This window comes from Candidatus Methylopumilus universalis (genome assembly GCF_006364435.1).
GTDB classification, from domain to species: domain Bacteria; phylum Pseudomonadota; class Gammaproteobacteria; order Burkholderiales; family Methylophilaceae; genus Methylopumilus; species Methylopumilus universalis.
Genome location: NZ_CP040977.1, coordinates 734786 through 760049, shown reverse-complemented (window position 1 = coordinate 760049; position 25264 = coordinate 734786). Strand labels below are relative to the sequence as shown.

At 38.3% G+C, this 25264-nt stretch carries 23 protein-coding genes, 1 tRNA gene and 1 other RNA gene; 16 read left to right on the top strand and 9 right to left on the bottom strand.

Annotated features, from left to right (window positions below; genetic code table 11):
- The first annotated feature begins 13 nt into the window (after positions 1-13).
- Genes hflK through FIT70_RS04080 form a run of 8 tightly spaced genes read left to right on the top strand, consistent with a single transcriptional unit; the run spans position 14 to position 7443 of the window.
- Positions 14-1216: an FtsH protease activity modulator HflK gene (gene hflK, locus FIT70_RS04110; protein WP_139930751.1), complete on the top strand. Its 1203-nt coding sequence runs from the start codon at positions 14-16 to the stop codon at positions 1214-1216.
- 5 nt (positions 1217-1221) lie between these two features.
- Complete coding sequence (gene hflC / locus FIT70_RS04105) at positions 1222-2097, top strand: protease modulator HflC (RefSeq protein WP_139930749.1); 876 nt, start codon at positions 1222-1224, stop codon at positions 2095-2097.
- A 2-nt stretch (positions 2098-2099) separates the two neighbouring features.
- Positions 2100-2285 (top strand): DUF2065 domain-containing protein, encoded by a 186-nt coding sequence (locus FIT70_RS04100; protein ID WP_139871607.1) that lies wholly within the window; start codon positions 2100-2102, stop codon positions 2283-2285.
- Positions 2286-2288: 3 nt separating this feature from the next.
- On the top strand, positions 2289-3440 hold the full coding sequence (locus tag FIT70_RS06905; protein ID WP_189340834.1) for an ATP phosphoribosyltransferase regulatory subunit: 1152 nt from the start codon (positions 2289-2291) through the stop codon (positions 3438-3440).
- Positions 3441-3446: 6 nt separating this feature from the next.
- Positions 3447-4760, top strand: a complete 1314-nt coding sequence (locus FIT70_RS06900; RefSeq protein WP_189340833.1) for an adenylosuccinate synthase — start codon at positions 3447-3449, stop codon at positions 4758-4760.
- 6 nt (positions 4761-4766) lie between these two features.
- Positions 4767-6101, top strand: a complete 1335-nt coding sequence (locus FIT70_RS04090) for a TRZ/ATZ family hydrolase (protein ID WP_139930747.1) — start codon at positions 4767-4769, stop codon at positions 6099-6101.
- Positions 6071-6796, top strand: a complete 726-nt coding sequence (gene ubiG, locus FIT70_RS04085) for a bifunctional 2-polyprenyl-6-hydroxyphenol methylase/3-demethylubiquinol 3-O-methyltransferase UbiG (RefSeq protein ID WP_139870387.1) — start codon at positions 6071-6073, stop codon at positions 6794-6796. Before FIT70_RS04090 ends, ubiG begins: the two co-directional genes overlap by 31 nt.
- On the top strand, positions 6793-7443 hold the full coding sequence (locus tag FIT70_RS04080; protein ID WP_139930746.1) for an HAD family hydrolase: 651 nt from the start codon (positions 6793-6795) through the stop codon (positions 7441-7443). Before ubiG ends, FIT70_RS04080 begins: the two co-directional genes overlap by 4 nt.
- On the opposite strand, the gene recR is transcribed toward FIT70_RS04080, so the two are convergent.
- The 6 genes from recR to adh form a co-directional block, all read right to left on the bottom strand.
- The gene (gene recR, locus FIT70_RS04075) at positions 7433-8035 is read right to left on the bottom strand and encodes a recombination mediator RecR (RefSeq protein WP_139867820.1); all 603 of its coding nucleotides are present in this window, start codon (positions 8033-8035) and stop codon (positions 7433-7435) included. The two genes, FIT70_RS04080 and recR, sit on opposite strands and share 11 nt — an antisense overlap.
- Before the next feature lie 9 nt (positions 8036-8044).
- Positions 8045-8353: a YbaB/EbfC family nucleoid-associated protein gene (locus FIT70_RS04070; protein ID WP_028818091.1), complete on the bottom strand. Its 309-nt coding sequence runs from the start codon at positions 8351-8353 to the stop codon at positions 8045-8047.
- An 11-nt stretch (positions 8354-8364) separates the two neighbouring features.
- Positions 8365-10017 carry a DNA polymerase III subunit gamma/tau gene (gene dnaX, locus FIT70_RS04065; RefSeq protein ID WP_139930744.1) on the bottom strand — a complete coding sequence of 551 codons (1653 nt, stop codon included), beginning with the start codon at positions 10015-10017 and terminating at the stop codon, positions 8365-8367.
- A gap of 29 nt (positions 10018-10046) precedes the next feature.
- Positions 10047-10144, bottom strand: an RNA gene (ffs, locus tag FIT70_RS04060) — signal recognition particle sRNA small type.
- A 30-nt stretch (positions 10145-10174) separates the two neighbouring features.
- The gene (locus FIT70_RS04055) at positions 10175-10561 is read right to left on the bottom strand and encodes a DUF779 domain-containing protein (protein ID WP_139884435.1); all 387 of its coding nucleotides are present in this window, start codon (positions 10559-10561) and stop codon (positions 10175-10177) included.
- Positions 10562-10616: 55 nt separating this feature from the next.
- Entirely contained in the window at positions 10617-12137 is a 1521-nt protein-coding gene (gene adh, locus FIT70_RS04050) for an aldehyde dehydrogenase (protein WP_028818088.1), read from the bottom strand.
- A gap of 205 nt (positions 12138-12342) precedes the next feature.
- Between adh and FIT70_RS04045 the strand changes: the two genes are divergently transcribed.
- From FIT70_RS04045 to FIT70_RS04035, 3 genes are all read left to right on the top strand, one after another.
- Positions 12343-12433 (top strand) — tRNA-Ser (locus FIT70_RS04045).
- Between the two features lie 88 nt (positions 12434-12521).
- A complete protein-coding gene (acnB, locus tag FIT70_RS04040; protein WP_139930742.1) occupies positions 12522-15086 on the top strand; it encodes a bifunctional aconitate hydratase 2/2-methylisocitrate dehydratase in 2565 nt (854 codons plus the stop codon).
- A 3-nt stretch (positions 15087-15089) separates the two neighbouring features.
- The gene (locus FIT70_RS04035; RefSeq protein ID WP_139930740.1) at positions 15090-16613 is read left to right on the top strand and encodes a fumarate hydratase; all 1524 of its coding nucleotides are present in this window, start codon (positions 15090-15092) and stop codon (positions 16611-16613) included.
- Between the two features lie 4 nt (positions 16614-16617).
- Here the strand turns inward: FIT70_RS04035 and FIT70_RS04030 are convergent, their stop codons facing one another.
- Positions 16618-17142, bottom strand: coding sequence for a hypothetical protein (locus tag FIT70_RS04030; RefSeq protein ID WP_139930738.1), 525 nt, complete (start codon positions 17140-17142; stop codon positions 16618-16620).
- Positions 17143-17202: 60 nt separating this feature from the next.
- Here FIT70_RS04030 and FIT70_RS04025 point away from each other — a divergent pair, with 60 nt between their 5' ends.
- Positions 17203-17736: a glutathione peroxidase gene (locus FIT70_RS04025; RefSeq protein WP_139930737.1), complete on the top strand. Its 534-nt coding sequence runs from the start codon at positions 17203-17205 to the stop codon at positions 17734-17736.
- 6 nt (positions 17737-17742) lie between these two features.
- On the opposite strand, the gene FIT70_RS04020 is transcribed toward FIT70_RS04025, so the two are convergent.
- Together FIT70_RS04020 and ppsA are read right to left on the bottom strand one after the other, a co-directional pair.
- Positions 17743-18558 carry a pyruvate, water dikinase regulatory protein gene (locus tag FIT70_RS04020; protein ID WP_139930735.1) on the bottom strand — a complete coding sequence of 272 codons (816 nt, stop codon included), beginning with the start codon at positions 18556-18558 and terminating at the stop codon, positions 17743-17745.
- Positions 18558-20921, bottom strand: a complete 2364-nt coding sequence (gene ppsA / locus FIT70_RS04015) for a phosphoenolpyruvate synthase (RefSeq protein ID WP_139930733.1) — start codon at positions 20919-20921, stop codon at positions 18558-18560. Before ppsA ends, FIT70_RS04020 begins: the two co-directional genes overlap by 1 nt.
- Positions 20922-21394: 473 nt before the next feature.
- Here ppsA and tal point away from each other — a divergent pair, with 473 nt between their 5' ends.
- The 4 genes from tal (at position 21395) to pabB (ending at position 25264) form a co-directional block, all read left to right on the top strand.
- A complete protein-coding gene (tal, locus tag FIT70_RS04010) occupies positions 21395-22345 on the top strand; it encodes a transaldolase (RefSeq protein ID WP_139884428.1) in 951 nt (316 codons plus the stop codon).
- A gap of 168 nt (positions 22346-22513) precedes the next feature.
- Positions 22514-23146 carry a 3-hexulose-6-phosphate synthase gene (hxlA, locus tag FIT70_RS04005; RefSeq protein WP_028818081.1) on the top strand — a complete coding sequence of 211 codons (633 nt, stop codon included), beginning with the start codon at positions 22514-22516 and terminating at the stop codon, positions 23144-23146.
- 102 nt (positions 23147-23248) lie between these two features.
- Positions 23249-23782 carry a 6-phospho-3-hexuloisomerase gene (hxlB, locus tag FIT70_RS04000; protein WP_028818082.1) on the top strand — a complete coding sequence of 178 codons (534 nt, stop codon included), beginning with the start codon at positions 23249-23251 and terminating at the stop codon, positions 23780-23782.
- 123 nt (positions 23783-23905) lie between these two features.
- Positions 23906-25264 carry an aminodeoxychorismate synthase component I gene (gene pabB / locus FIT70_RS03995; RefSeq protein ID WP_189340832.1) on the top strand — a complete coding sequence of 453 codons (1359 nt, stop codon included), beginning with the start codon at positions 23906-23908 and terminating at the stop codon, positions 25262-25264.

Sequence of the window (25264 nt, the reverse complement as noted above, 5' to 3'; positions counted from 1 at the left end):
ATAGTATAAATTTATGGCAAAAAACTCTGGGCAAAACAATAACCAAGAAGAAGGACCTCCTGATCTAGACGAGCTTTTAAATGATTTAAGAAAAAAAATAGGGCGTATATTTGGTAAAAAAGAAATAGATCAAAAAACACCCAAATCTTCCGGAGGTAATCCGACACCGAACTCAGGAAATGACCAACTTCCTATCGTACCCATTCTCCTTATTGTGGTTCTACTTTGGGCAGCCACAGGCTTTTATATCGTAGATCAGGGTTCACGAGGTGTTGTTTTAAGATTCGGCAAAAATACAGAAGTCACCATGCCAGGACCGCGTTGGCACATTCCATATCCGATTGAATCAGCTGAGGTTGTGAACCTTGAACAGGTGCGAACCATTGAAGTTGGCTATCGTTCTGCAGGCGATGCTGCTGCGAGGTCAAAAGAACTAAGAGAGTCATTGATGTTAACGGATGATGAAAACATTATTGACCTCCAATTTGCTGTGCAATACAACTTAAAGTCAGTGGAAGATTTTTTATTTAATAATCGTTCGGCGGAGTCCTCAGTAAGAGGCGCTGCTGAAACGGCCATTCGCGAAATCGTTGGTAAAAGTAAAATGGATTTTGCGTTATACGAAGGTCGCGAAGAGATTGCAGTCAAAGCCAAAAAACTTATGCAAGAAATTTTGGATCGATACAATACGGGCATTAATGTGACAAGTGTCACTATGCAAAATGCACAGCCGCCAGAGCAGGTGCAAGCTTCATTTGATGATGCTGTAAAAGCTAAGCAAGACTTAGAGCGACAAAAAAATGAGGGTCAAGCTTATGCCAATGACATCATCCCGAAAGCCAAAGGCACAGCATCAAGGCTCACAGCAGAAGCGCAAGGCTACCGTTTAAGGGTTGAAAATGAAGCGAAGGGTAACGCAAGTCGTTTCGAGCAAATATTGACGCAATATAATCGTGCACCCGAAGTGATGAGAGATCGACTTTATATTGAAGCTCAAGAGCAAATCTTATCGAGTGTTTCTAAAGTATTTATCGATCAAAAAAACTCGAATAATTTGCTTTATTTGCCCTTGGATAAATTGATTCAGCAAGCAACACCAGACACAACATCGCCCAGGGTGGATGTCATACCGCAAGTCGACATGAATCAGTCTTCACTGCAAAATGTGGAGCGAACGCGAGATGCCTTTAAATCAAGAGAACGAGAAGTGAGATAAAGAATATGAAAAATATTACATATGTATTGGTGAGTTTTTTAGCAGGCATCATGATTTTAGCGATGTCTACTTTCACTGTAGATCAAAGAGAGTACGCCATTGTATTTCGCTTAGGTGAAATCATATCGATTAAAAAAGAGCCAGGGCTCTATTTCAAAACACCGCTCATCGAAAATGTGCAGTTTTTTGACAATCGAATTTTGACACTGAATTGGCAAGAGCCTGATCGTTTTATCACGAGCGAAAAGAAAAACGTACTTGTTGATTCATTCATTAAATGGAAAATTGTCGACCCTGCAAAATATTATGTATCTGTGAAGGGTGATGAAGTGCAAGCTGAGAGAAGAATCTCTCAAACAGTGAATGATGGATTACGCGCGGAGTTTGGTAAAAGGACCATTCATGATGTCGTATCAGGCGAACGTGGTGAAATTATGCAAATTCTGACAGATCGTGCGGACCGAGATTTACGTTCGATGGGTATTCAAATTTTAGATGTGCGCTTAAGACGCGTTGATCTTCCTAAAGAGGTGAGTGAGTCTGTTTATCAGCGTATGGAAGCTGAGCGTAAATCAGTGGCCAATGAGTTGCGCTCACAAGGTTTTGCAGCTTCAGAAAAAATTCGTGCTGATGCTGAAAAGCAGCGTGATGTCATTATTGCGGAAGCCTATAAAGAAGCACAGAAAGTAAAGGGTGATGGCGATGCAAAGGCCTCAGAAATCTATGCCAATGCCTATGCTAAGAATCCCGAATTTTATGCCTTTTATCGAAGCATTGAAGCTTACAAAAAAAGCTTTAAGGATAAAGCTGACGTGTTGGTCTTAGATCCAACCTCAGATTTTTTAAGGTACATGCGTAGTTCTAAGAAGAAAAAAGATTAGCCATGAAAAGTTGGCTTTTTTCATCTTTTGGTCTTATGTTGATTTTAGAAGGTCTCATGCCCTTATTTTTTCCAGAGGGTTGGCGTAATACTTTCAGAAAAATGATTACCATGAAAGGTGGTCAGATTCGTTTTATGGGTTTGATATCTTTTTCACTAGGATTAATTTTTTTATTTTTAGGCCGCTAGCTGATGAATCAATGGACACTCCCAGATTATGTTGAAGACATGCTTCCCGATGAAGCAGTCTATCTCGAGTCATTAAGACGCTCTATTCTTGATCTCTATCAAACGCACGGCTATTTATATGTTATTCCCCCTATGTTGGAATACATTGAATCCTTAAATGGCAATGGCCAGGATATGGATCTGGATACATTTAAAGTTGTTGATCAGTTGACAGGAAGACTTATGGGTGTTCGCGCTGATATCACACCTCAGGTCGCACGTATTGATGCACACCTTATTCAAAATGATGAAGTCACAAGATTGTCTTACGCAGGCTCGGTGTTAAGAACAAAGCCAGCCAGCTTTCTTCAGTCAAGAGAGCCATTCCAAATTGGAGCTGAGCTCTATGGGTTTAAAGGCATCGAAGCTGATCTTGAAATACAAACGCTTTTAATTAAGACACTGAGTACCATCGGTATTCAAAATCCAGTAATTGATTTTAATCACCTTGATATTTTTACGTCCTTAATCGCATCATCCAATATGGAACGTGATCAACTTGATCTTTTGTATCAAGCGATGCAGAAAAAAGATAAATCAGAAGTGATTGGTTTAACTAAATCATTAGATAAAAAAAATCGAGATGCTCTCATTGAATTAGTGAGTCTTTATGGTGATGTCAATGTTCTAGAAGAAGCTGAGAAATTATTGCCACAAGATCAGGCTATTAAAAGTGCGTTGCAATTTTTAAACCAACTTGATCAGGCTTTAAAAAACAATCAGATTAAAGTGTCATATGACTTGAGTGATATTCGGGGCTACCAGTATCACAATGGTTTAGTGTTTTCAGTATATGCAGATCAGTGTTATTCACCCATTGCATTAGGTGGTCGCTACGACAATATTGGCGCATCATTCGGTCGTAACCGACCAGCCACAGGCTTCACGATGGATTTAAAAAATATTGTCACTTTATTCCCAAATGGAAAAAAAGCGAAAGCAATTCTAGCGCCCCAAGGTAGCGAGCGTGACTTACAAAATGCCATTGAATCACTTCGCCAACAAGGCGAAACAGTCGCCATTGATTTATTTGGTGATATGAACGCTAAAGAAAATAATTGTGATCGCATATTAATGCAAGACGCGAATAAAGCGTGGAAAGTTAAAACGGTTTAATTTAAGATGGCAAAAAATTTAGTAGTCATTGGTACACAATGGGGCGACGAAGGTAAAGGTAAGATTGTTGATTGGCTAACCGATCACGCAGAAGGTGTCGTTCGTTTTCAGGGGGGGCATAATGCAGGTCATACATTAGTCATTGGCCAAGGCTCAAGCCAAAAAGAATATAAACTAAATTTAGTACCCTCAGGTATTATTCGTAAAAATGTAGATTGCTTTATTGGCAATGGTGTCGTGCTAGATATTGAGCACTTGCTTCACGAAATCAAGACGCTCGAAGCCGATGGTATTGAAGTTAAAAGTCGTTTATTTGTAAGTCCAGGCTGCCCTCTAATCTTAAAACATCATATAGCACTCGACCAGGGTCGAGAAGCGATGCGTGAAGCTAAAATAGGTACCACAGGTAAAGGTATTGGGCCTGCTTACGAAGATAAGGTGGCTCGCCGTTCGCTTCGTGTTTACGATTTACTAAATCCAGATAATTTCAAAAATAAACTTGCTGAAGTCATGGATTACCATAACTTTGTCTTGCAGCATTATTTAAAAAAAAATCCGATTGATGTCAATGAGCAATTTGATCTTTCTATGTCGCATGCAGAAAAAATAAAACCTTTCCTTGCTGATGTCTCACAGAAACTTTATGAAGCCAATGCTAAAAATAAGAATTTATTATTTGAAGGCGCGCAAGGTTCACTTCTAGACATTGATCACGGGACTTATCCTTATGTCACTTCGTCAAATTGCGTATCAGGCCAAGCAGCAGCAGGTGCTGGTGTTGGCCCACATATGTTGCATTATATTTTAGGTATTACAAAAGCTTATACGACTCGAGTTGGTGGCGGACCTTTTCCAAGTGAGCTTGATATAGAAACTCAAGGGACGCCAGGGTATCAAATGTCAACCAAAGGTAAGGAAATTGGTACAGTGACTAAACGAAAAAGACGTTGCGGTTGGTTTGATGCAGCTGCATTAAAACGCTCCGCGATGATTAATAGTCTTACAGGTTTATGTATCACCAAACTTGATGTTTTAGATGGCATTAAAAAAATTGGTATCTGTGTGGGCTATGAGTTAGATGGTAAAAAAATTGATCTTCTACCTTTGGGTGCTGATCAAGTAGAGCGTTGTAAACCTATTTTTATTGAAGTCGATGGTTGGGATGAGAGCACCTTCGGTATTAAATCGATGGATGATCTCCCGAAGAACGCGCAGCTATACCTCAAGACACTAGAAAAATTATGTGAAGTGCCGATTCATGTTGTATCGACCGGCCCTGAGCGTGATGAAACGATCGTCCTTAAACACCCTTTCGAATAATAGCTCATGACAGATACTCGTATCCAGATTGTCAGCACGATTATTTCTGCCAAATGGATTTGTCCCGTGAGACCCCAGAATACAGTACTCGAAGATCATTCGATTATTATTGATGAGAATCGAATCATTGATGTAATAGAAACAAAAAAAGTCGCATCCCTTTATCAAACTAATCAACACTTTCAGCTTCATCATCATATCGTTACGCCTGGTCTTATAAATGCGCATACACATGCTGCGATGAATTTATTTAGAGGGTTTGCCGACGATCAACCCCTTGATACATGGCTTAATGACTCTATTTGGCCGCTTGAAAAAAAATGGGTCACACCTGATTTTGTCCATGACGGGACATTGATTGCATGCGCTGAAATGTTAAAGAGTGGGATCACTACATTTAATGAAATGTATTTTTATCCCGAGGCAGCCTCTCGCGCGATTAAGCAAATTGGTATGAGAGCTAACATCGGTCTTTTTGTAATGGATTACCCCTCTAATTACGCGAATGACGGAGAGGATTATTTAATGAAAGGGCTTGAAGCTAGAGATGGCTGGCGTGATGAAAATCTTATCACATCAAGCCTAGCTCCTCATGCTCCCTATTCAGTCTCAGATAAAACATTAAATCAAGTCGTAACCTATGCGAATCAACTCAATCTTACGATTCATATGCATGTGCATGAAACGGAACACGAGATCAATAGTAGTCTAAAGGAATATCAACTAAGACCCATTGAGAGACTGAATCGTCTTGGGATTCTGAGCCCACAATTTATGGCTGTGCATGCTGTTTATCTGAACGATGAAGATTTAAACACGCTATCAAAAGAGTCTGCATCTGTCATTCATTGTCCGACATCCAATTTAAAATTAGGGAGTGGTATCGCTCATATTGAAGCGTTACAAAAAAAACATATTAATGTATGTATTGGTACAGACGGAAGTGCCAGCAATAATAAGCAAGACGTATTGCATGATATGCAATTAGCATCTTTGCTTGCTAAAGGCATGACAAAAAACCCTGCGATACTTGATGCTAAAATATCTTTAGAAATGGTCACTATTAATGGTGCCAAAGCGCTTGGACTTGAAGACTGTATTGGTTCGATTGAAAAAGGAAAGCTCGCAGACTTGACAGTATTTAATATGGATCACATATCTACATTGCCGATGTATGACCCTATGAGCCACTTAGTTTATGCAGCCACCCGAGAAGAAGTTAGTCATGTATGGGTCAATGGTTTATTGCAATACGAAGAAGGACATCTCACATCTATTGATGTTCAAACATGTAAGGATATAGCGCTAAGATGGCAACTCAAGCTAAAACAAAACGTATAAACGTTTCAGAAGAAGAAGTCGCTAAATTTAATGAGCTTGCTCACAAATGGTGGGATAAGACGAGTGAATTTAAACCACTTCACGACATCAATCCTCTTCGTCTTAATTTTATTCATGAAAAAATAAACTTAAAGAATAAAAAAGTGCTCGATGTCGGTTGTGGCGGAGGTATTCTTTCTGAATCTATGGCAAATCTAGGTGCAGATGTCACAGGGATTGATATGGGTGAGAAAGTGATCAATATTGCAAAACTTCACGCGCTTCAGACAAAATTAGATATCGATTATCAATGCACTTCCCTAGAGGCGTTTACGTCAAAACATAAGCCTATTTTTGATGTGATTACATGTATGGAAATGTTAGAGCATGTCCCAGAGCCCTCGGCTGTTGTATCTTTATGCGCAAAACTTTTAAAGCCAGGTGGCACGCTTTTTATGTCAACTATTAATCGCAATATAAAAGCTTATTTGTTTGCAGTCATTGGTGCTGAATATATTCTTAAATTATTACCACGTGGCACGCACGATTATGAAAAATTTATTAAACCTTCTGAACTCATTTCTTGGTGTCGGCAGCAAGATTTAACGATTGTGACTTTAAAAGGTATGACTTATAACCCCATCACAGATGTGTATAAGTTAGGCGATGATGTTTCGGTGAATTATCTAATTGAAGTTGCAAAAGATTCATCATGAAAGCTGTTCTATTTGACTTAGATGGTACTTTGATTGATAGCGCACCACAACTTGTAGGAGCACTTAATCAATTAAGACAACAGTATAATTTACCCCCCATCCCTTTTTTGGTAGGCCGTCCTTTTGCTTCCCATGGTGCGGCAGGTTTGCTTAAAGCAGGTTTTGATATGGATAAAAATGATCCTGCTTATGATGCTCGTGTGCAAGAATTTTTAGATATTTATAAAGAAGTTTTTAATCATAATGTGCAATGTATGGAAGGTATTGAAGAATTGATTAATACTTTAAATCTTAGAGAAATTTCTTGGGGTATTGTCACGAATAAAGCAAAGAAATTTGCACAGCCTCTGGTGTCTTCTCATCCACTTTTATCAAGTACAGAATGTCTGATTGCAGGTGATGAAGTTGGCGTCCCCAAACCCTCACCCGAAGGACTTCTTAAAGCATCACAACTCCTCTCAATACAACCATCTGATATTATTTATTTAGGCGATGATCGACGTGATGTCATGGCTGCAAATGATGCTGGTATGGTAAGTATAGTGGCACGGTATGGTTATTTAGAAGCAGGGGATGATGCAAACACTTGGAATGCTCAGCACATTATTGATAAGCCGTCTGATCTCTTAAGCTATCTCAGTCCTTAATTATTTTACGTTCAATCATTGCCTGAGCAAGAGTCCCGCTATCCACGTATTCAATTTCACCACCCATGGGCAAACCTCTTGCTATTCGACTTAACCGAATACCACGTGCTTTAAGGAGCTCAGTGACATAGTGGGCTGTCGCATCTCCACTGACCGTAAAATTATTCGCTAAGATTACTTCTTTAACAATTCCAGCATCAAGACGTTTTAAAAGCCTGTCTAGATGAATGTCTTTAGGGCCAATACCATCTAAAGGTGAGAGCTTGCCCATTAAAATAAAATACATGCCGTTATAGGAATGCGTTTGTTCCAACATCATGAGATCACTTGGCATTTCGATCACGCAGAGTATGGATGGATCACGATCTTTCGATGAGCAAAGTGAACAAATCACTTCTTCAGAAAAGTTATTACAATGTGAGCAGTGACCAACTAATTCGATTGCGTTAGCAATAGCGCTTGAGAGTTGCGAGGCACCTTTTCTATTGTGCTGTAGAAGATGATAAGCCATACGTAAAGCTGATTTAGGGCCAATACCTGGTAAGCACCTTAAGGCATCAACGAGCTGTTCCAGTGCTTCAGTATTTTTCATGCAGTGAATTTAGAAAGGTAATTTCATGCCAGGAGGCAACATATTGCCCATCTTAGCATTGGTAGTTTGTTCAATTTTTTGCAATGCATCTTTAAAAGCTACAATGAGAAGATCTTCTAACATTTCGTGATCATTCATGACAGAAGGATCGATCGATATTTTTTTAATTTGATGCTTGCAAGAAATAGCGATTTTAACAAGCCCATTACTTGCTAAACCTTCAACGTCTATTAGCCCAAGTTCATCTTGCGCTTTTTGCATATTAGCTTGCATCATTTGCGCTTGTTTCATTAAATTGCCCATGCCGCCTTTCATCATATGATGACTCCTTATGTAGTTTGATTAGGTTTAATGCTAGATGGAATAATCTCAGCATTAAATTCAGTAAGTAGTGATTTTACGAATTGATCTTGAAGGATAGCATTTTCAGTATCTTTCATAAGTGTTGACCGTTCTTCTTGTTTTTGTTTGAGCGGTGAATTATTTGCACCTTTTTGAAGGATTACAAGTTTAATGCGTTGACTGAAGTGCTCTGACAAACTCAGTTCTAATTTTTTTTGATAGGCTTCATTAAGAAGATGCTTATGCTCATCTGCAATTGACAAAATTATTTCGTTATTCTTAAAGCTTACAAGTTCAGACTGCTGCGCAAGCGCTTTGACTAAGCCTAGTTTTAGTTGGTTAACAAGTTCACGCCAATTTCCATTAAATGGGACTGCTTCTTTTGATATTTCTTTATCTGATATATCTTCATCAATTTCTTGAGTTACTTCAATTTTTTTTTTAATTTCAAATGTTTCAGATGAAACATCTCTCGATATTGCCGCAGATTCCATTTTTGTTGCGCTATGAGCAACATCATTTTTTGCAATTGCTGGATTTTTGGCAATCACTGCATCTTGAGGGGAAAAGGAAAGCATTCTAAGAAGCGTCATTGTGAAGCCTGCATACTCATCGGGTGCCAAATAAAGATCTCGTCGACCTAATATCGTAATTTGATATAAAAGTTGTAATTGTTCTGCACTTATTTTTTTGGATAATGTGATCACTTGATTGCGATCAAGATAAGAAACTTCTAAGCTCTCTGGAATTGCTTGAGTCACGCTAATTATTTGAATGAGATTTGCTAAGTCATTAAGTGCCGCTTCAAAAGATAAATTTCTTTCATCCATGTGTTTTGCAATTTCAATCACTTTTTGCCCGTCTTGATCAATAACCGCTTGAATTAAATTAAATAAATATGATTGATCTATTGCACCTAACATTTTTTTAATTGTCGCTTCTTCTATTATTCCACCACAATAGGCAATGCCTTGATCTAAGATTGATAGCGCATCACGCATGCTTCCATTTGCAGCTTTTGCAATTAAATAAATTGCATTGATTTCATAATTAATTGCTTCTTCTTTTAATATCTTTTCCATGTACTCTGAAATAGAAGCAGACGGCATCTGTTTTAAATTAAATTGGAGGCATCTTGATAAAACAGTGACTGGGACTTTTTGCGGATCAGTAGTTGCTAGAATAAATTTGACATGTTCAGGAGGTTCCTCCAATGTTTTCAACATTGCATTAAATGCACTTTTTGAAAGCATATGCACTTCGTCGATGATGTAGATTTTAAATTGCCCTTGGGTCGGTGCGTATTGAGCGTTATCTAACAAATCTCGCATATTATCGACTTGCGTATTGGATGCCGCATCGACTTCAATGAGATCTACATAGCGGCCTTGATCAATTTCCGTACATGCGGAACAAGTGCCGCAGGGTGAGGAGCTAATCCCATTTTCACAATTAAGCGCTTTCGCTAGAATTCGCGCTAATGTCGTTTTGCCGACACCACGTGTACCTGTAAATAAGTAAGCATGATGAAGTCTTTTTTGATCGAGTGCATTTTTGAGTGCTTGCACAACATGCGCTTGACCGACGAGCGTATCAAACGAACGGGGACGATATTTGCGTGCAAGAACTTGATAGCTCATGAATAATTTTTAACCAATCCAATTTAATAAGAGGCGAGCCAGACCCCCGGCACTTGTTTCTTTAGTTGTGGCTGCTTGCTTCCGCATCTGACCAGGTTGGCTAAATTACAATGCGGGGAGGCCCGCCAGTGATTATTTTAACCTAAGGGAACGCCTTTTACCCGCAATGTTTAACAGGATGTTGGCTTAAATACGCCCATTCTTCATCGCTATATAAACGCGACCGAATAATAAAGCGCATGCCTGTTCCATTTTCTAGTGAAAACTGGCCACCATTGCCTGGTATGGCATCGAGCGTTAAATGTGTGTGTTCCCAGTAGGAGAATTGACTAGCGCCCATATAAAAATGAACACCATGCGTCATACCAACTTCAACGTCTGAGCCGCCTAAATAAAATTCACTCTTGGGATAACACATAGGTGCGCTTCCATCACAACAGCCACCTGATTGATGAAATATAATTTCACCATATTTTTCCTTTAAAGAATCAATCAGTGTGTTTGCAGTTTCTGTTGTATCTATGCGTGTAAAAGTTTTTTCCATAAAAAAGAAAGGCAAGACGTATAAGTCCTGCCTTTGATTTTAGTTAAATTGAATCTTAAAAGAAACCAAGTTTATTTTCACTGTAGCTCACTAGAAGATTCTTTGTTTGTTGGTAGTGATCAAGCATCATCTTGTGTGTTTCGCGACCGATACCTGATTGTTTATAGCCACCAAATGCTGCATGTGCAGGATAAGCATGGTAGCAATTAGTCCATACACGACCTGCTTGAATGCCTTTGCCCATTCTAAATGCGCGATTGCCGTTGCGTGACCATACGCCTGAGCCTAAGCCATAGAGCGTATCATTTGCAATTTCAAGCGCTTCATCTTCATCTTTAAATGTTGTAACGGAAACGACAGGTCCAAAAATTTCCTCTTGGAAAATACGCATTTTGTTATGACCTTTGAATACAGTAGGTTCAATGTAATATCCTTCTGCGAGTTCACCACTTAATTTTTTACGATTACCACCGATGAGGATTTGAGCGCCTTCTTCTTGACCAATCTTCATATAAGACATAATTTTTTCAACTTGCTCACTTGATGCTTGAGCGCCGATCATTGTTGTCATATCAAGGGGATTGTCTTGTTTGATTGCCGCAACACGTTTAAGTGCACGCTCCATAAATTTATCGTAAATAGATTCTTGGATTAAGGCACGTGAAGGGCATGTACATACTTCACCTTGATTGAGCGCAAACAATGTAAAGCCTTCTAGCGCTTTATCAAAGAAGTTGTCATCTTTATCCATCACATCTTCAAAGAAGATATTAGGTGATTTACCACCAAGCTCTAAAGTTACTGGAATAAGATTTTGTGATGCATATTGCATAATCAATCGACCTGTTGATGTTTCGCCTGTGAATGCAATTTTTGCAATACGTGGCGAGCTTGCAAGTGGTTTACCAGCTTCTAAACCGAAACCATTCACAATATTTAATACACCAGGGGGGATGAGATGACCTACTAACTCAAGCACAACTAGGAGTGATACAGGTGTCTGTTCTGCTGGTTTAATGACTACACAATTACCTGCAGCAATCGCAGGCGCTAATTTCCAGGCTGCCATAAGAATAGGGAAGTTCCATGGAATAATTTGTCCGACAACACCTAAAGGCTCATGAAAATGATAAGCCATTGTCTCGTGATCAATTTCACCGATACTGCCTTCTTGCGCTCTAACACAGCTTGCAAAGTATCTGAAGTGATCGATCGCTAATGGAATATCAGCATAAGTAGTTTCACGGAGAGGCTTGCCGTTGTCGATTGTTTCAGCAATCGCAATCGTTGAAAGATTTTTTTCCATGATGTCTGCTACTTGCATCAAAATATTTGCGCGTTCAGTAGGGCTCTTCTTAGCCCAGCCATCTTTGGCTGCATGCGCTGCATCTAGCGCCAAATTAATATCTTTTTCGTTTGAACGTGCAACCTCACAAAAAACTTTGCCGGTGACTGGTGAAATATTTTCAAAGTATTTGCCGTCTACTGGAGGTACAAATTTACCGCCAATATAATTGTCATATTTGGCCTTAAATGGATGTTTTACTCCAAGATTATTTAATGTTTCTAAGCCCATAAATCGCCCCTAAGTTAATAGTTAATTAATAATAAATGCTAAATAAATCAATAAGTTATGAAATTATTAAAACGGATGTACTGCGGTAGACGTACGGTAAATAAATTCAATAGGTCAACCTTAATACGACTGCGAATTTTAATCAAGAGAGAAAAGATCATTCTTAAAGCGAAGTGAGGCATAAGTTATAATGCCGACTCTTTTCGGAAGGGTGGATGAGCGGTTTAAGTCGCACGCCTGGAAAGCGTGTTTAGGTGAATAACCTAACGCGGGTTCGAATCCCGCCCCTTCCGCCATATTCTAGTGATTTATCTTTTAAAGACGAATGCATTGGCTTTATACTAATCGATATTCAATTACCTTTTTAAAGCCCATCAAAATCCAATGATCGATGATTACAGAAAAGAAGCCGCTAACCGTTTAAATGAGGGCCTGCCGCCACTTCCTCTGACAGCAAAGCAAACCGCAGAACTCGTCACCTTATTAAAGTCACCCGATACAAAAGATACTCAGACGTTGATGGAATTATTTTGTCATCGCGTTCCATCAGGTGTTGATCAAGCTGCTTATATTAAGGCTGCTTACCTTACAGATATTGCGAAGGGTATAGAACAATCAAAAATCATTTCACCTAAGTATGCTATTGAATTATTAGGAACCATGGTTGGTGGTTATAACGTTCAATCACTTATTTCTCTTCTAGACTCAGATCTTGCTGATGATGCTGTTAAAGTTTTATCTCATATCATTTTAATTTTTGACGCGTTTCACGATGTAAGTGAAAAAGTAAAGTCAGGTAATAAAGCTGCAATGAAGCTAATGGAGTCATGGGCGAATGGCGATTGGTTTTTAAAAAAATCCGCATTACCCAAAGAAATAAAAGCAATTGTTTTTAAAGCAGATGGCGAAACAAATACCGATGACCTTTCCCCAGCGCAAGAAGCTTGGTCGAGACCAGACATCCCATTACATGCAAAAGCGATGTTAGTGAATAAAATGCCAAACGGCATTAAAACAATTCAGGACTTAAAAACAAGACAATTACCTATAGCTTATGTGGGTGATGTTGTAGGAACAGGTTCATCAAGGAAATCAGCAATTAACTCTCTTCAATGGCACATGGGAAGTGATATTCCTTTTATTCCAAACAAAAGAACGGGTGGCATTGTATTAGGTAATAAGATTGCGCCTATATTTTTTAATACAGCAGAAGATTCAGGCGCACTTCCTATTGAGTGTGATGTTAGTCGGATGAAAACAGGAGATGAAATTACTATTCAACCATTTGAAGGAAAAATTCTAAATAGTAAAAACGAATCCATCGCTACATTTAATTTAATACCATTTACGCTTGCAGATGAATATCGCGCAGGTGGCAGGATACCTCTTATTATTGGTCGAGGATTAACATCTAAAGCAAGGGAGTTTTTAAAATTATCTGCAAGCACTCTATTCTTAACTCCTGCGCCAGCTATCTCTTCTAAAAAAGGATTTACGCTTGCGCAAAAAATGGTCGGTCGGGCTTGCGGCTTGCCGGCAGGTGTTGGTGTTAGGCCTGGCACATATTGTGAGCCGAAAGTCACCTCTGTTGGTTCGCAAGATACAACGGGTGCAATGACAAGAGACGAGTTAAAAGAATTAGCTTGTCTCGGATTTAATGCTGACTTAGTCATGCAAAGTTTTTGCCACACAGCAGCCTATCCGAAGCCTGTAGATCTTAAATTACAACACGAGCTTCCTGAGTTTATGTCGAGTAGAGGAGGGGTTACTTTAAGACCTGGCGATGGAATTATTCACTCTTGGCTTAATCGCCTTTTACTTCCAGATACTGTAGGCACAGGTGGTGACTCCCATACGCGCTTTCCTATAGGTATTTCATTCCCAGCAGGCTCAGGCCTTGTAGCTTTTGCAGCAGCCATGGGAGCCATGCCAATTGATATGCCTGAATCAGTCTTGGTGAGATTCAGGGGAAAGATGCAACCAGGTATTACATTAAGAGATCTCGTAAATGCAATACCTTATGCTGCTATTAAAAATGGTGATCTCACGGTAGCAAAACAAAATAAAAAAAATATTTTTAATGGACGTATTTTAGAAATTGAAGGGTTGCCTGATCTAAAAATTGAACAAGCATTTGAATTTGCTGATGCATCGGCTGAAAGATCTGCAAATGGATGTACGGTAAAACTTAATAAAGAACCGATTATTGAATATATCAAATCTAATATTGCGCTTATTAAAAATTTAGTTGATAACAATTATGAAGATAAAAGAACATTATTGCGTCGCATGAAAGCAATGGAGGATTGGTTAAAAAATCCAGCATTATTAGAAGCTGATCATGATGCAGAGTACGCAAGTATTATTGAAATTAATCTTGATGAAATTAAAGAGCCATTAATTGCATGTCCAAATGACCCAGATAATATTAAGCCCTTGTCTGAGATTGCAGGTAATAAAATTGATGAGGTATTCATTGGAAGTTGCATGACTAATATTGGACATTATCGAGCAGCAGCTAGAGTGCTTGAAGATACAGATAAAATCCCAACACGATTATGGATCGTACCTCCTACTCGTATGGATGAAACAGAGCTTAAGAAAGAGGGTGTATATGATGTCTTCAATAAAGTAGGCGCTCGAACAGAAGTACCTGGATGTTCTCTATGCATGGGAAATCAGGCGAGAGTTGATGATGGAGCACATGTTTTTTCAACAAGCACACGAAATTTCGATAATCGCATGGGAAAAGATGCGCAAGTATATTTAGGATCTGCAGAACTCTCAGCAGTTTGCGCTTCTTTAGGAAAAATTCCAACGCTTGATGAATATCTTGCTATTAGTAATCAAAAACTTTCGAAAGACTTAGATTCAATTTATCGATATTTAAATTTTGATCAGATGCCAGAATACAAACCAAAAAAAGTGATCGAGATTACTGAAATTTAATACATGAAGACATCTATAAAAAAAGAAGATTTTATCGAAAGCATCAGTGATGCTTTGCAATTTATTTCTTACTATCATTCAGAAGATTTTATTCTATCTATGCGTGAAGCATATGAAAAAGAAACATCTATTCCTGCTAAAGATGCCATGCTTCAGATTCTTACGAGCTCAAAAATGAGCGCCTTAGGTCATAGACCTATATGTCAAGACACGGGCATTGTGATTGCCTTTATTGAAGTTGGAATGAATGTGGAGTGGGAATCAGATCTTTCAATCGAAGATATGGTGAATGAAGGTGTTAAACGCGCTTATTCAAATCAAGATAATCCGCTTCGCCCATCTATGGTGTCAGATCCAGCTGGCAAGAGACAGAACACAAAAGACAATACACCCGCAATCACGCACGTGAAGTTAATCAAAGGTAACAAAGTAAGCATTTCTATTAGTGCAAAAGGTGGAGGCTCAGAAAATAAAGCTCAATTCATAACACTTAACCCATCGGATAGTATTGTAGATTGGGTATTAAAAGTCGTTCCTGAGATGGGAGCGGGCTGGTGTCCACCTGGCGTGATTGGTATTGGTATTGGCGGGTCTTCTGAAAAAGCCATGTTAATGGCAAAAGAGTCACTGATGTTGCCGATCGATATTCACTCGCTCGTTAAGCGCGGCGCAAAGAATAAGACGGAGGAGTTGCGTATAGAACTTTATAATAAAATAAATCAGCTAGGTATAGGCGCACAAGGGTTTGGTGGTTTAACCACTGTGCTTGACGTTAAAATCATCGATTATCCTTGCCACGCTTCCTCCTTGCCTGTTGCATTAATACCAAATTGTGCAGCAACAAGACATACGCACTTCACCTTGGATGGCTCAGGCCCAGCACATTTTAAAATACCTGATTTAAGTTTATGGCCTAAAGATACTTGGGCTGCTCAAAAAGAAGCTAAAAGAATTAATCTTGACTCAATCGATAAAAAATCAATTGAAGAGTGGAAAGAAGGCGACTTACTTTTATTATCTGGAAAATTACTCACTGCAAGAGATGGTGCACATAAAAAAATTGCTGATCTCTTTAAGAAGGGAGAAGCTTTACCTGTTGGGGTAAACTTAAAAAATAAATTTATTTATTATGTGGGGCCTGTTGATGCTGTTCGTAATGAAGTAATAGGTCCAGCAGGCCCTACAACTGCATCACGTATGGATCAGTTTATGGAAATGATGTTAGCCGAATTGGGTATTATGGGCACTATTGGAAAAGCAGAACGCGGTGAAAGTGCGGTGCAGACAATCAAAAAATATCAATCCGTTTACTTAAGCGCAGTAGGGGGTGCGGCTTATTTGGTTTCAAAAGCCATTACTTCATCTAAGGTAGTTGCATTTCCTGAATTAGGTATGGAAGCTATATATGAATTTGAAGTGAAAGATATGCCAGTAATGGTATCTATCGACGCTCATGGCAAGTCTATTTATTCAGAAGCGCCATCTCGATGGAAAAATAAATCGATTCCTCTCAAGGCTTCCTCGTAAAAACTTAGTTAAGCATTAAACAAAAAGTCCCTTCAATAGGCCCATTTTTTTGCTTTAAATATAAATTAACTGCTTCATTAGAACTAATTTGATTTTGAAGTTTTATTAAGATTTTTTTATAAAGCTGATCAATTAATTTTTCGTGCAATATGGTGAGATATCCTGGCACCTCATCTTCAGACTTTATCGTTGTAATTATTTTTCCGTTATATCCATACACTTTTGTTGTAATACCTCCGTAAAGTATTTTCATCAGTGGGTTATAAAAAAGATGTGGCTCTAGAGATAGAATCAGCCTTCCATAATGATCTTTTTCGCAAGAAGCGCTTGAAGTGAAAACTGACTTACTTGAATTTTTAAGGATAGATGCCTGAGGAATCCAATAGCCTATAGAGTACGATTTGAGATAAGTAGGATGCTTATCAAAACTGCTACTTACATATATAAGATAATCATTTCCAGAATTTGCATGCGCACAAATGATATTAAAAGCGAAAATCAGAAAAATATAAAATTTAATTTTTTTCATATAGTTGAATTATTTAAAATGCCAATTGTCATAATGACATTAATTCAGGATAATTAGTTCATGAAAAACCTTTTAAAATCTTTATTACTTTTTTGGATGATTCCTGTTATGTCTTATGCAGCTTGCCTTCCTCTATATGACCATCAATTTAATACACTTCAAGGTGAGAAAATCAACCTGTGTGATTATCAGTCAAAACCTATACTTGTCGTGAATACCGCAAGTAAGTGCGGATTTACGCCACAGTTTAATTCTTTAGAAGCGCTTTATAAGAAATACCATAGTAAAGGTTTATTGGTGATCGGCTTTCCATCTAATGACTTTAACCAAGAGTTAAGTACTGATAAAGAAGTTAAAGATTTTTGTAAATTAACTTATGCGGTTGAATTTCCAATGACATCAAAATCAAACGTCACTGGTAAAAATGCAAATCCATTCTATCAAGAGCTCATTAAGGCCTCAGGTTCAATGCCTCAATGGAATTTTCATAAATACTTAATATTGCCTCAAGGTAAAAAAGTATATGCATTTACGAGTGATGTAGCGCCTGACTCACCAGAGATAGTAGATAAAATTAAAGCCGAATTAAAGTAATACTTTTTAGGTATTTGGTTGGCGGATTTTTTGTAGGATGATAGCTGATAGTTCCTCGACTGAGCGTGTAGTCGAATCTGCCCAAGGAATGCCTGCTCGCTTCATAAGATTTTCACAATCAGTAATTTCTTTTCTGCAGTTATCAAGCGAAGCATATGTACTATTTGGTCGTCTTTCACTTCGAAGGCTACTTAAGCGATCTGCTTGTATTGTTAGCCCGAAAATTTTATCAATATAACCTTCTAAAATAGGCGGCAGCGCTTTTCTTTCAAAATCTTCAGGTGTGAGAGGGTAGTTCGCGGCTTTAATACCAAATTGCATCGCGAGATAAATGCTTGTTGGTGTTTTGCCTGATCTTGATACGCCCACTAAAATGACATTGGCTTGATTTAAACCATTATGTGTCATGCCGTCATCGTGGCCTAATGCAAAATTAATTGCTTCCATTCTGTCTGAATAATTAGTGCCTGAAATACTATGTGCCACACCCGGTCGTGTCAGCGGTTCTTCTTTTAATTCAACACCTAAAGGATCAATAAATGAATCAAAAAGATCGATGTAGTAAGCATCAACTTCTTTAAGTTCAGCGCGAAGTTTTTGATTGCCAATCGACATGATGACAATGGGTCTTTGCCCATTTTCCATTCTTGCATTGACGATACGTTTTTGCGCATCATCCACTTTAGCGTCGGAATCAGTAAATGGAATTCTAATTTGCGTGAATTGTGTTTCTGGAAAGTGTGCTAAAAGTTGGCCTAATGCGCCAGCTGTAATGCCTGTTCCATCTGAGATAAAGAACGCTGTTCTTTTTTGTTGTGACATTATTTTTGGCTAATACGTTTCCAGGTACTGATCACTGTATCAGGATTGAGTGACATAGATGAAATACCTTCTTTAACAAGCCATTCAGCAAAGTCGGGATGATCTGATGGACCTTGGCCACAAATCCCAATATATTTCTTTGTTTTTTTAGCGGCTTTAATTGCCATTTGAATTAATAATTTTACTGCATCATTTCTTTCATCAAAACCATCTGCCAAAATACCAGAGTCGCGATCGGTACCCAATGTCAGTTGAGTTAAATCATTTGATCCAATTGAGAATCCATCGAAGTACTCAAGAAATGCTTCAGCTAAGATTGCGTTAGACGGCACTTCACACATCATAATTAAACGAAGTCCGTGCTCCCCGCGTTTAAGTCCGTTTGCTGCCATGATTGATGTCACTTCTTTTGCTTCTTCCAGTGTTCTCACAAATGGAATCATGATTTCAACATTTACTAAGCCTAATGTTTCACGTACCTTTTTCATAGCTTGGCATTCCATGACGAAACACTCTTTAAAATCTTCTGACATATAACGTGCTGCACCTCTAAAACCGATCATTGGATTTTCTTCATCTGGCTCGTAAATATCTCCACCTACTAATTTTTTATACTCATTCGATTTGAAGTCAGAGGTTCTTACGATCACGGGTTTTGGGTAAAACGCTGCTGCAATCGTTGCAACACCCTCAGCCACTTTATCGATATAAAATTGTTTAGGATTTGCATAGCCGCGCGCACGATATGCGATTTGTTTTTGAATATCTTGCGGCATGGCGGCATAATTTAAAATGGCTTTAGGATGAATCCCAATCATATTATTAATCACAAATTCTAGACGCGCTAAACCTACGCCATCATTTGGTGTTTGAGCAAACGTAAATGCCATATCTGGATTGCCGACATTCATCATAATTTTCACTGGTGGGGTAGAAAGGATAGTTTCTTTTTCTGTATTCACCTCATATTCAAGGGCACCTTGAAAAACAAATCCAGTTTCTCCTTCTGAACAACATACGGTGACAATCTCACCTTCCTGAAGAAGCTCAGTTGCATCGACACTTCCTACAATAGCTGGAATACCAAGTTCGCGCGCAATGATCGCGGCATGACATGTGCGACCACCTCGGTTAGTAACGAGTGCTGCAGCTCTTTTCATGACAGGCTCCCAATTTGGATCAGTCATATCTGCAACCAGAACATCGCCAGGTTGCACGGAATGCATTTCAGATGGGTCTTTCACAATGCGAACGGGACCAACACCAATTTTTTGGGTGACCGCACGTCCAGCGACAATGGCTTTACCAGTTCCCTTTAATTTAAAAACTTCAATTGCGTTTTTTGATTGAGACTTTACGGTTTCAGGTCTTGCTTGGAGGATATAAATTTTTCCATCTAAACCATTTCTACCCCATTCAATATCCATAGGACATCCATAATGAGATTCAATAGTGACGGCATATTGAGCAAGCTCTAAAATATCTTGATCGTTTAAGCTAAACGAATCACTTTCTTTAGGATCTACATCAATCGTATGTGTACTTTTCCCAGCTTGTGTTGCGTCACTAAAAACCATTTTAATTTTTTTAGATCCAATGGAGCGTCTGACGATTGCTGGTTTACCTACTTTTAAAAGAGGTTTGAAGACGTAAAATTCGTCTGGATTAACAGCCCCCTGAACAACCGTTTCTCCTAAACCATAAGAGGCGGTAATAAATACAACATCTTTAAATCCAGACTCGGTGTCGATCGTAAACATTACACCTGAGCAGCCAATATCACTTCTTACCATCTGTTGCACGCCTGCTGAAATTGCAACATCAGCATGCACGAAACCTTTATGTACGCGATATGAAATAGCCCGATCATTATAGAGTGACGCAAAAACTTCCTTGATCGCATGTTTAATATTTTCTACACCATGGATATTTAAAAAACTTTCTTGCTGGCCTGCAAATGAGGCGTCAGGTAAGTCTTCTGCGGTAGCAGAAGATCTCACTGCGAAAGTCATCCCTTCTGCAGAATTCTTTGTGAGTCGTGTATAGTTTTCTTCAATAGCTTTTTCTAAAGAAGACGGGAAGGGTGTATCAATAATCCATTGCCTTACTTTTTTTCCGCTAATTGCGAGTGCAGAAGTATCGTCTGTATTTAATGTTTTAAGTTCGTTGGCAATCTTTTCGTCGAGCGCGTTATGGGCTAAAAATTCTCTAAATGCATGTGCTGTGGTTGCGAATCCAGTAGGTACTCGAACACCTTTAGCATGAAGTTGAGAAATCATTTCACCTAGAGATGCATTCTTCCCTCCAACAGACCCAACATCTGTATTTCGAAGATTTTCTAGTGGAATGACATGTGCTGACATAAAGGCCCTTAGGTTAGTAACTTGAAGAACTTAGAATTTAATTTTTAGTAATGGTGTTTTAGTTTAATTGGTTTTTAAGACAAAGACAGTTAACTTCAAAAATCTTTAATGTGAGGCGTCATAAAAAGACGTCATTTTGCCAAATTAACACCTTATTGTCATCTGAATCCTTATCCTAGTGTTTTGGTTTAATGTGCTGGTGATTGTGGAGGGTGGAAAAGGTAATGAAAATCAGCATCATATTACAAAATATGTAGCTAAATACTCTTAAAATGCATTTAAAAAGCATTAAAGTCTGTTAATTTTCATTAAAATGTAATATTCATATTTATTTTTATGAAGAAATGCTAGGTTTACTCAAAAATTAGTGATTTAAAGCGTAAAACATGTTTTGAAATCTTAGGATTGAGAGTCAATTCATATATAATTTACGATCCGATTTCAAAGACATCATTTTTTGGAGATTTAAAGCAATGGCAACATTATTAGAGCAATTAAAAGGCATGACAACGATCGTTGCAGACACTGGTGACGTGGAAGCAATTAAAACAGTAAAACCTTACGACGCAACGACTAACCCATCTTTGTTATTAAAAGCAAGTACGCTCCCTCAGTGTGAGCCTATGATTAAAGAAGCTATTGCATACGCTAAATCTAAAAGCAGTAACAAAGCTCAGCAAGTTGAAGATGCAGCTGACAAGTTAGCTGTGCTTGTAGGGCTTGAAATCCTAAAACATATTCCTGGCCGTATTTCTACTGAAGTAGATGCGCGCTTATCCTTCAATATTGATGCGATGGTTAAAAAGGGTAGAAAATTAATTGGTCTTTACGATGAGGCTGGCGTTAAAAAAGATCGCGTACTTATTAAATTGGCTTCCACATGGGAAGGGATTAAAGCAGGCGAAATTTTAGAAAAAGAAGGCATTAATTGTAACTTAACACTTCTTTTTGGTTTCGGACAAGCCCGCGCATGCGCTGAGGCTGGCGTATTTCTTATTTCACCATTTGTTGGTCGTATCCTTGATTGGTATAAAGCTAAAACTGGTAATACTTATTCTTCAGAAGAAGATCCAGGCGTTATATCTGTTCGTAAAATTTACGCTTACTATAAAGAGCATGGATATAAAACAGTTGTGATGGGCGCATCCTTTAGAAATATCGGTGAAATTACAGCACTAGCTGGTTGTGATCGCTTAACAATTGCACCAAATTTACTTCAGGAGCTTGAAGCAACCCAGGGAGATTTGCCAAGGTTACTCAAAGACGGCGGCGCTACAAAATCAGCCCCAGCTAAAATGACTGAGGATGAATTCCGCTTTGCATTGAATGAAGATGCGATGGCAACTGAAAAACTTTCAGAAGGTATTCGTGGTTTCGTAGTGGATCAAAACAAACTCGAAACAGCTTTAAACGAAAAGCTATAAACCATTTATTGTCATAAAAATGACCTTAAATGACTATAGAGTGAGTAGGGTTGATTATTGACACAAAATGATTAGCCCTATATGATCGGTTTCCTGCTTCATGAAGTTCAAACTTCCTTTTAGCAACGAACTATTTTAGAAAACTTGTAATAAATACGGAGAAAAACCATGGCTTTAACACAAATGGCATTAGATTCATTAGATTTTGACGCAACAGTTGCATTAGCAGCTAAAGTTGCTCCACACGTAGACATCCTTGAAATTGGTACACCATGCATTAAGCATAACGGTATCAAGCTTCTTGAAACATTAAAAGCAAAATTCCCAAAGAACCAAATCCTTGTTGACTTAAAAACAATGGATGCAGGTGAATATGAGTCTGAGCCATTCTACAAAGCTGGCGCAGACATCTGTACAGTTCTTGGCGCTTCAGGCATTGCTACAATCAAAGGCGTAGTTGCTGCTGCTAAGAAATATGGTAAAGAAGTTCAAGTTGACATGATCAACGTTGCAAACAAAGAAGCTTTAACAAAAGAATGTGTTGCTGCAGGCGTTCAAATTATCGGTGTTCACACTGGTCTTGATGCACAAGCTGCTGGTCACACTCCTTTTGCTGACTTAGCTATGATTGCTGGTTTAAAAACTGGCGTTAAAATTTCAGTTGCTGGTGGTGTTAAAGCTGCTACGACTCAGCAAGTTAAAGATGCTGGTGCATCTATTATTGTTGCTGGTGCTGCAATTTACGGCGCTGCTGATCCAGCTGCTGCTGCTGCAGAAATCACAAAAATTGCTCATGGATAATTGTTAAGAAACAATTATTGATAAACTAAATCAAGTCCCGACTTAGCAATGAGTCGGGATTTTTTTTATAGGCTGTTTATTTTTAAATAAAAAGGGTTCAACATGCATCAAAAATTACTATTAGATAAAATTTCAAGCGTTTTAGCAGTGACTGAGCAAAGTAATGCGGCTAAGCTTCTTAAGCTTATAGATGAAGCAGGTCGTATTTTTGTAGGTGGCGCTGGGCGATCAGGACTTGTTTCACGCTTTTTTGCAATGCGTCTCGTGCATAGTGGCTATCAGGTTAATATGGTGGGCGAAATTGTGACGCCAGCAATTAAAGCAGGCGATCTATTTCTAGTGATTTCAGGTTCTGGAGGCACAAAAACACTTTTGCCGCTTCTTGAAACTGCTAAATCAAAAGGCGCTAAGATCGTTGTTGTTTCAATGAAAAATAAATCACCTATGTCGGATATGGCTGATTTAACTGTACAAATTGGTAATGATGATTCTTTTGGTCTTACCCAAGGAATGCCTATGGGCACTTCATTTGAATTATCTACATTGATCTACCTTGAAGCAGTTATTTCAGAATTAATTCATGCTAAAGGATTGACTGAAGAAGGTATGCGCGCAATTCACGCAAACCTAGAGTAAATTTCTATAAGGCATTAAATAATTAAGGGCGCTTTATGCGCCCTTAATTATTTAATCAGCATATAATTTCAGATCATTAAGTTTAAATCTCAACAGCCGTTGAATAATACACACCTCATTTCATTGCCTTACTTTTCGGATAGCTCCGTTTATTTTGAAGCTATTGCTGATGATTCATGGTCTTGCTATTTAGATAGCGGTATTCATGATGATTTAGATAAAAATATTTCAGATAAATCTAGATTCGACATTATAGTCAGCCGTCCATTTATCAAAATAATCGCAGATGAAAATACTGTCAGCATTGAAGAAGACAATCAAAAAAAAATTGTTAAGGAAAATGCTTTTGATGTTTTAGATAAAGTTCTTGCGCGATTTGAAGTTCAAAATTCCTCGCTACCCTTTACTGGAGGAGCTTTAGGATACTTTTCTTACGAATTAGGGCAAACATACGTTCAGAACGATAAAGATCATGTTGGCATTCCCCTTATGATGGTTGGTATCTATGACTGGGCTTTGATTGTAGATCATCAAGAAAAAAAAGCATGTATTGCATCTCATTTATTAAATAAAGATACAAATAATTATCTAAACGATCTTGCTGAAAAATTTAAGAATGCAAAAGCTAGTCATCACTCATTTAAGACTCGCTCATCAACTAAACCACTTTTAGATTTCAATGCCTACGAGTTGATTGTAAATAAAATTTTAGCTTTTATTAAAGCAGGCGACTGTTACCAAATAAATATTTCCAATAAATATCATGCTCAGTGTGAAGGTAGTGGCTGGACAGGATATAAAAAATTAAGAACAATTAATCGCTCACCTTTTATGGCCTATTTACATCATGAAGATTTTGATGTTTTATGTGGATCTCCTGAGAGGTTTATTAAATCAACGGATGGAAATGTTGAAACGAGGCCTATTAAGGGCACTGAGCCGAGAGATCCAAATCCTTCAATTGATAAAGAGAATGCAGAGCGCTTACTTAAGAGCGAAAAAGATCGCGCAGAAAATTTAATGATTGTTGATTTATTACGTAATGATCTGGGTAAAAATTGTATTCCTGGAAGTGTAAATGTTAAAGCGCTTTGTGAACTCAAGTCATATAGCAATGTGCATCATCTTGAAAGTATAGTAGAAGGTATTTTAAAGCCTCACTCATCTCTGCCTAAGTTACTTAAAGATTCTTTTCCTGGAGGGTCCATTACAGGGACTCCAAAAATTAGATCAATGGAAATTATTGATCAGTTAGAACCCCATAGACGTGACATTTATTGTGGCTCGATTGGCTATATCGGGTTTAATCGCCAAATGGATACTAATATTGCAATTCGTACATTGATCAAAAAAGATAACACGCTTCATTTCTATTCGGGAGGAGGGATTGTTGCGCAATCGAATCCAAAAAGCGAATTTGATGAAATTGCTTACAAGGCTTCTAATATTAAAAAATGGATTGATTTCTTTAAAGAAAATTAA

Coding starts and splice junctions, on each gene's coding strand:
- hflK (WP_139930751.1), top strand. CDS start 14: ATGGCAAAAAACTCTGGGCAAAACAATAACCAAGAAGAAGGACCTCCT.
- hflC (WP_139930749.1), top strand. CDS start 1,222: ATGAAAAATATTACATATGTATTGGTGAGTTTTTTAGCAGGCATCATG.
- FIT70_RS04100 (WP_139871607.1), top strand. CDS start 2,100: ATGAAAAGTTGGCTTTTTTCATCTTTTGGTCTTATGTTGATTTTAGAA.
- FIT70_RS06905 (WP_189340834.1), top strand. CDS start 2,289: ATGAATCAATGGACACTCCCAGATTATGTTGAAGACATGCTTCCCGAT.
- FIT70_RS06900 (WP_189340833.1), top strand. CDS start 3,447: ATGGCAAAAAATTTAGTAGTCATTGGTACACAATGGGGCGACGAAGGT.
- FIT70_RS04090 (WP_139930747.1), top strand. CDS start 4,767: ATGACAGATACTCGTATCCAGATTGTCAGCACGATTATTTCTGCCAAA.
- ubiG (WP_139870387.1), top strand. CDS start 6,071: ATGGCAACTCAAGCTAAAACAAAACGTATAAACGTTTCAGAAGAAGAA.
- FIT70_RS04080 (WP_139930746.1), top strand. CDS start 6,793: ATGAAAGCTGTTCTATTTGACTTAGATGGTACTTTGATTGATAGCGCA.
- recR (WP_139867820.1), bottom strand. CDS start 8,035: ATGAAAAATACTGAAGCACTGGAACAGCTCGTTGATGCCTTAAGGTGC.
- FIT70_RS04070 (WP_028818091.1), bottom strand. CDS start 8,353: ATGATGAAAGGCGGCATGGGCAATTTAATGAAACAAGCGCAAATGATG.
- dnaX (WP_139930744.1), bottom strand. CDS start 10,017: ATGAGCTATCAAGTTCTTGCACGCAAATATCGTCCCCGTTCGTTTGAT.
- FIT70_RS04055 (WP_139884435.1), bottom strand. CDS start 10,561: ATGGAAAAAACTTTTACACGCATAGATACAACAGAAACTGCAAACACA.
- adh (WP_028818088.1), bottom strand. CDS start 12,137: ATGGGCTTAGAAACATTAAATAATCTTGGAGTAAAACATCCATTTAAG.
- acnB (WP_139930742.1), top strand. CDS start 12,522: ATGATCGATGATTACAGAAAAGAAGCCGCTAACCGTTTAAATGAGGGC.
- FIT70_RS04035 (WP_139930740.1), top strand. CDS start 15,090: ATGAAGACATCTATAAAAAAAGAAGATTTTATCGAAAGCATCAGTGAT.
- FIT70_RS04030 (WP_139930738.1), bottom strand. CDS start 17,142: ATGAAAAAAATTAAATTTTATATTTTTCTGATTTTCGCTTTTAATATC.
- FIT70_RS04025 (WP_139930737.1), top strand. CDS start 17,203: ATGAAAAACCTTTTAAAATCTTTATTACTTTTTTGGATGATTCCTGTT.
- FIT70_RS04020 (WP_139930735.1), bottom strand. CDS start 18,558: ATGTCACAACAAAAAAGAACAGCGTTCTTTATCTCAGATGGAACAGGC.
- ppsA (WP_139930733.1), bottom strand. CDS start 20,921: ATGTCAGCACATGTCATTCCACTAGAAAATCTTCGAAATACAGATGTT.
- tal (WP_139884428.1), top strand. CDS start 21,395: ATGGCAACATTATTAGAGCAATTAAAAGGCATGACAACGATCGTTGCA.
- hxlA (WP_028818081.1), top strand. CDS start 22,514: ATGGCTTTAACACAAATGGCATTAGATTCATTAGATTTTGACGCAACA.
- hxlB (WP_028818082.1), top strand. CDS start 23,249: ATGCATCAAAAATTACTATTAGATAAAATTTCAAGCGTTTTAGCAGTG.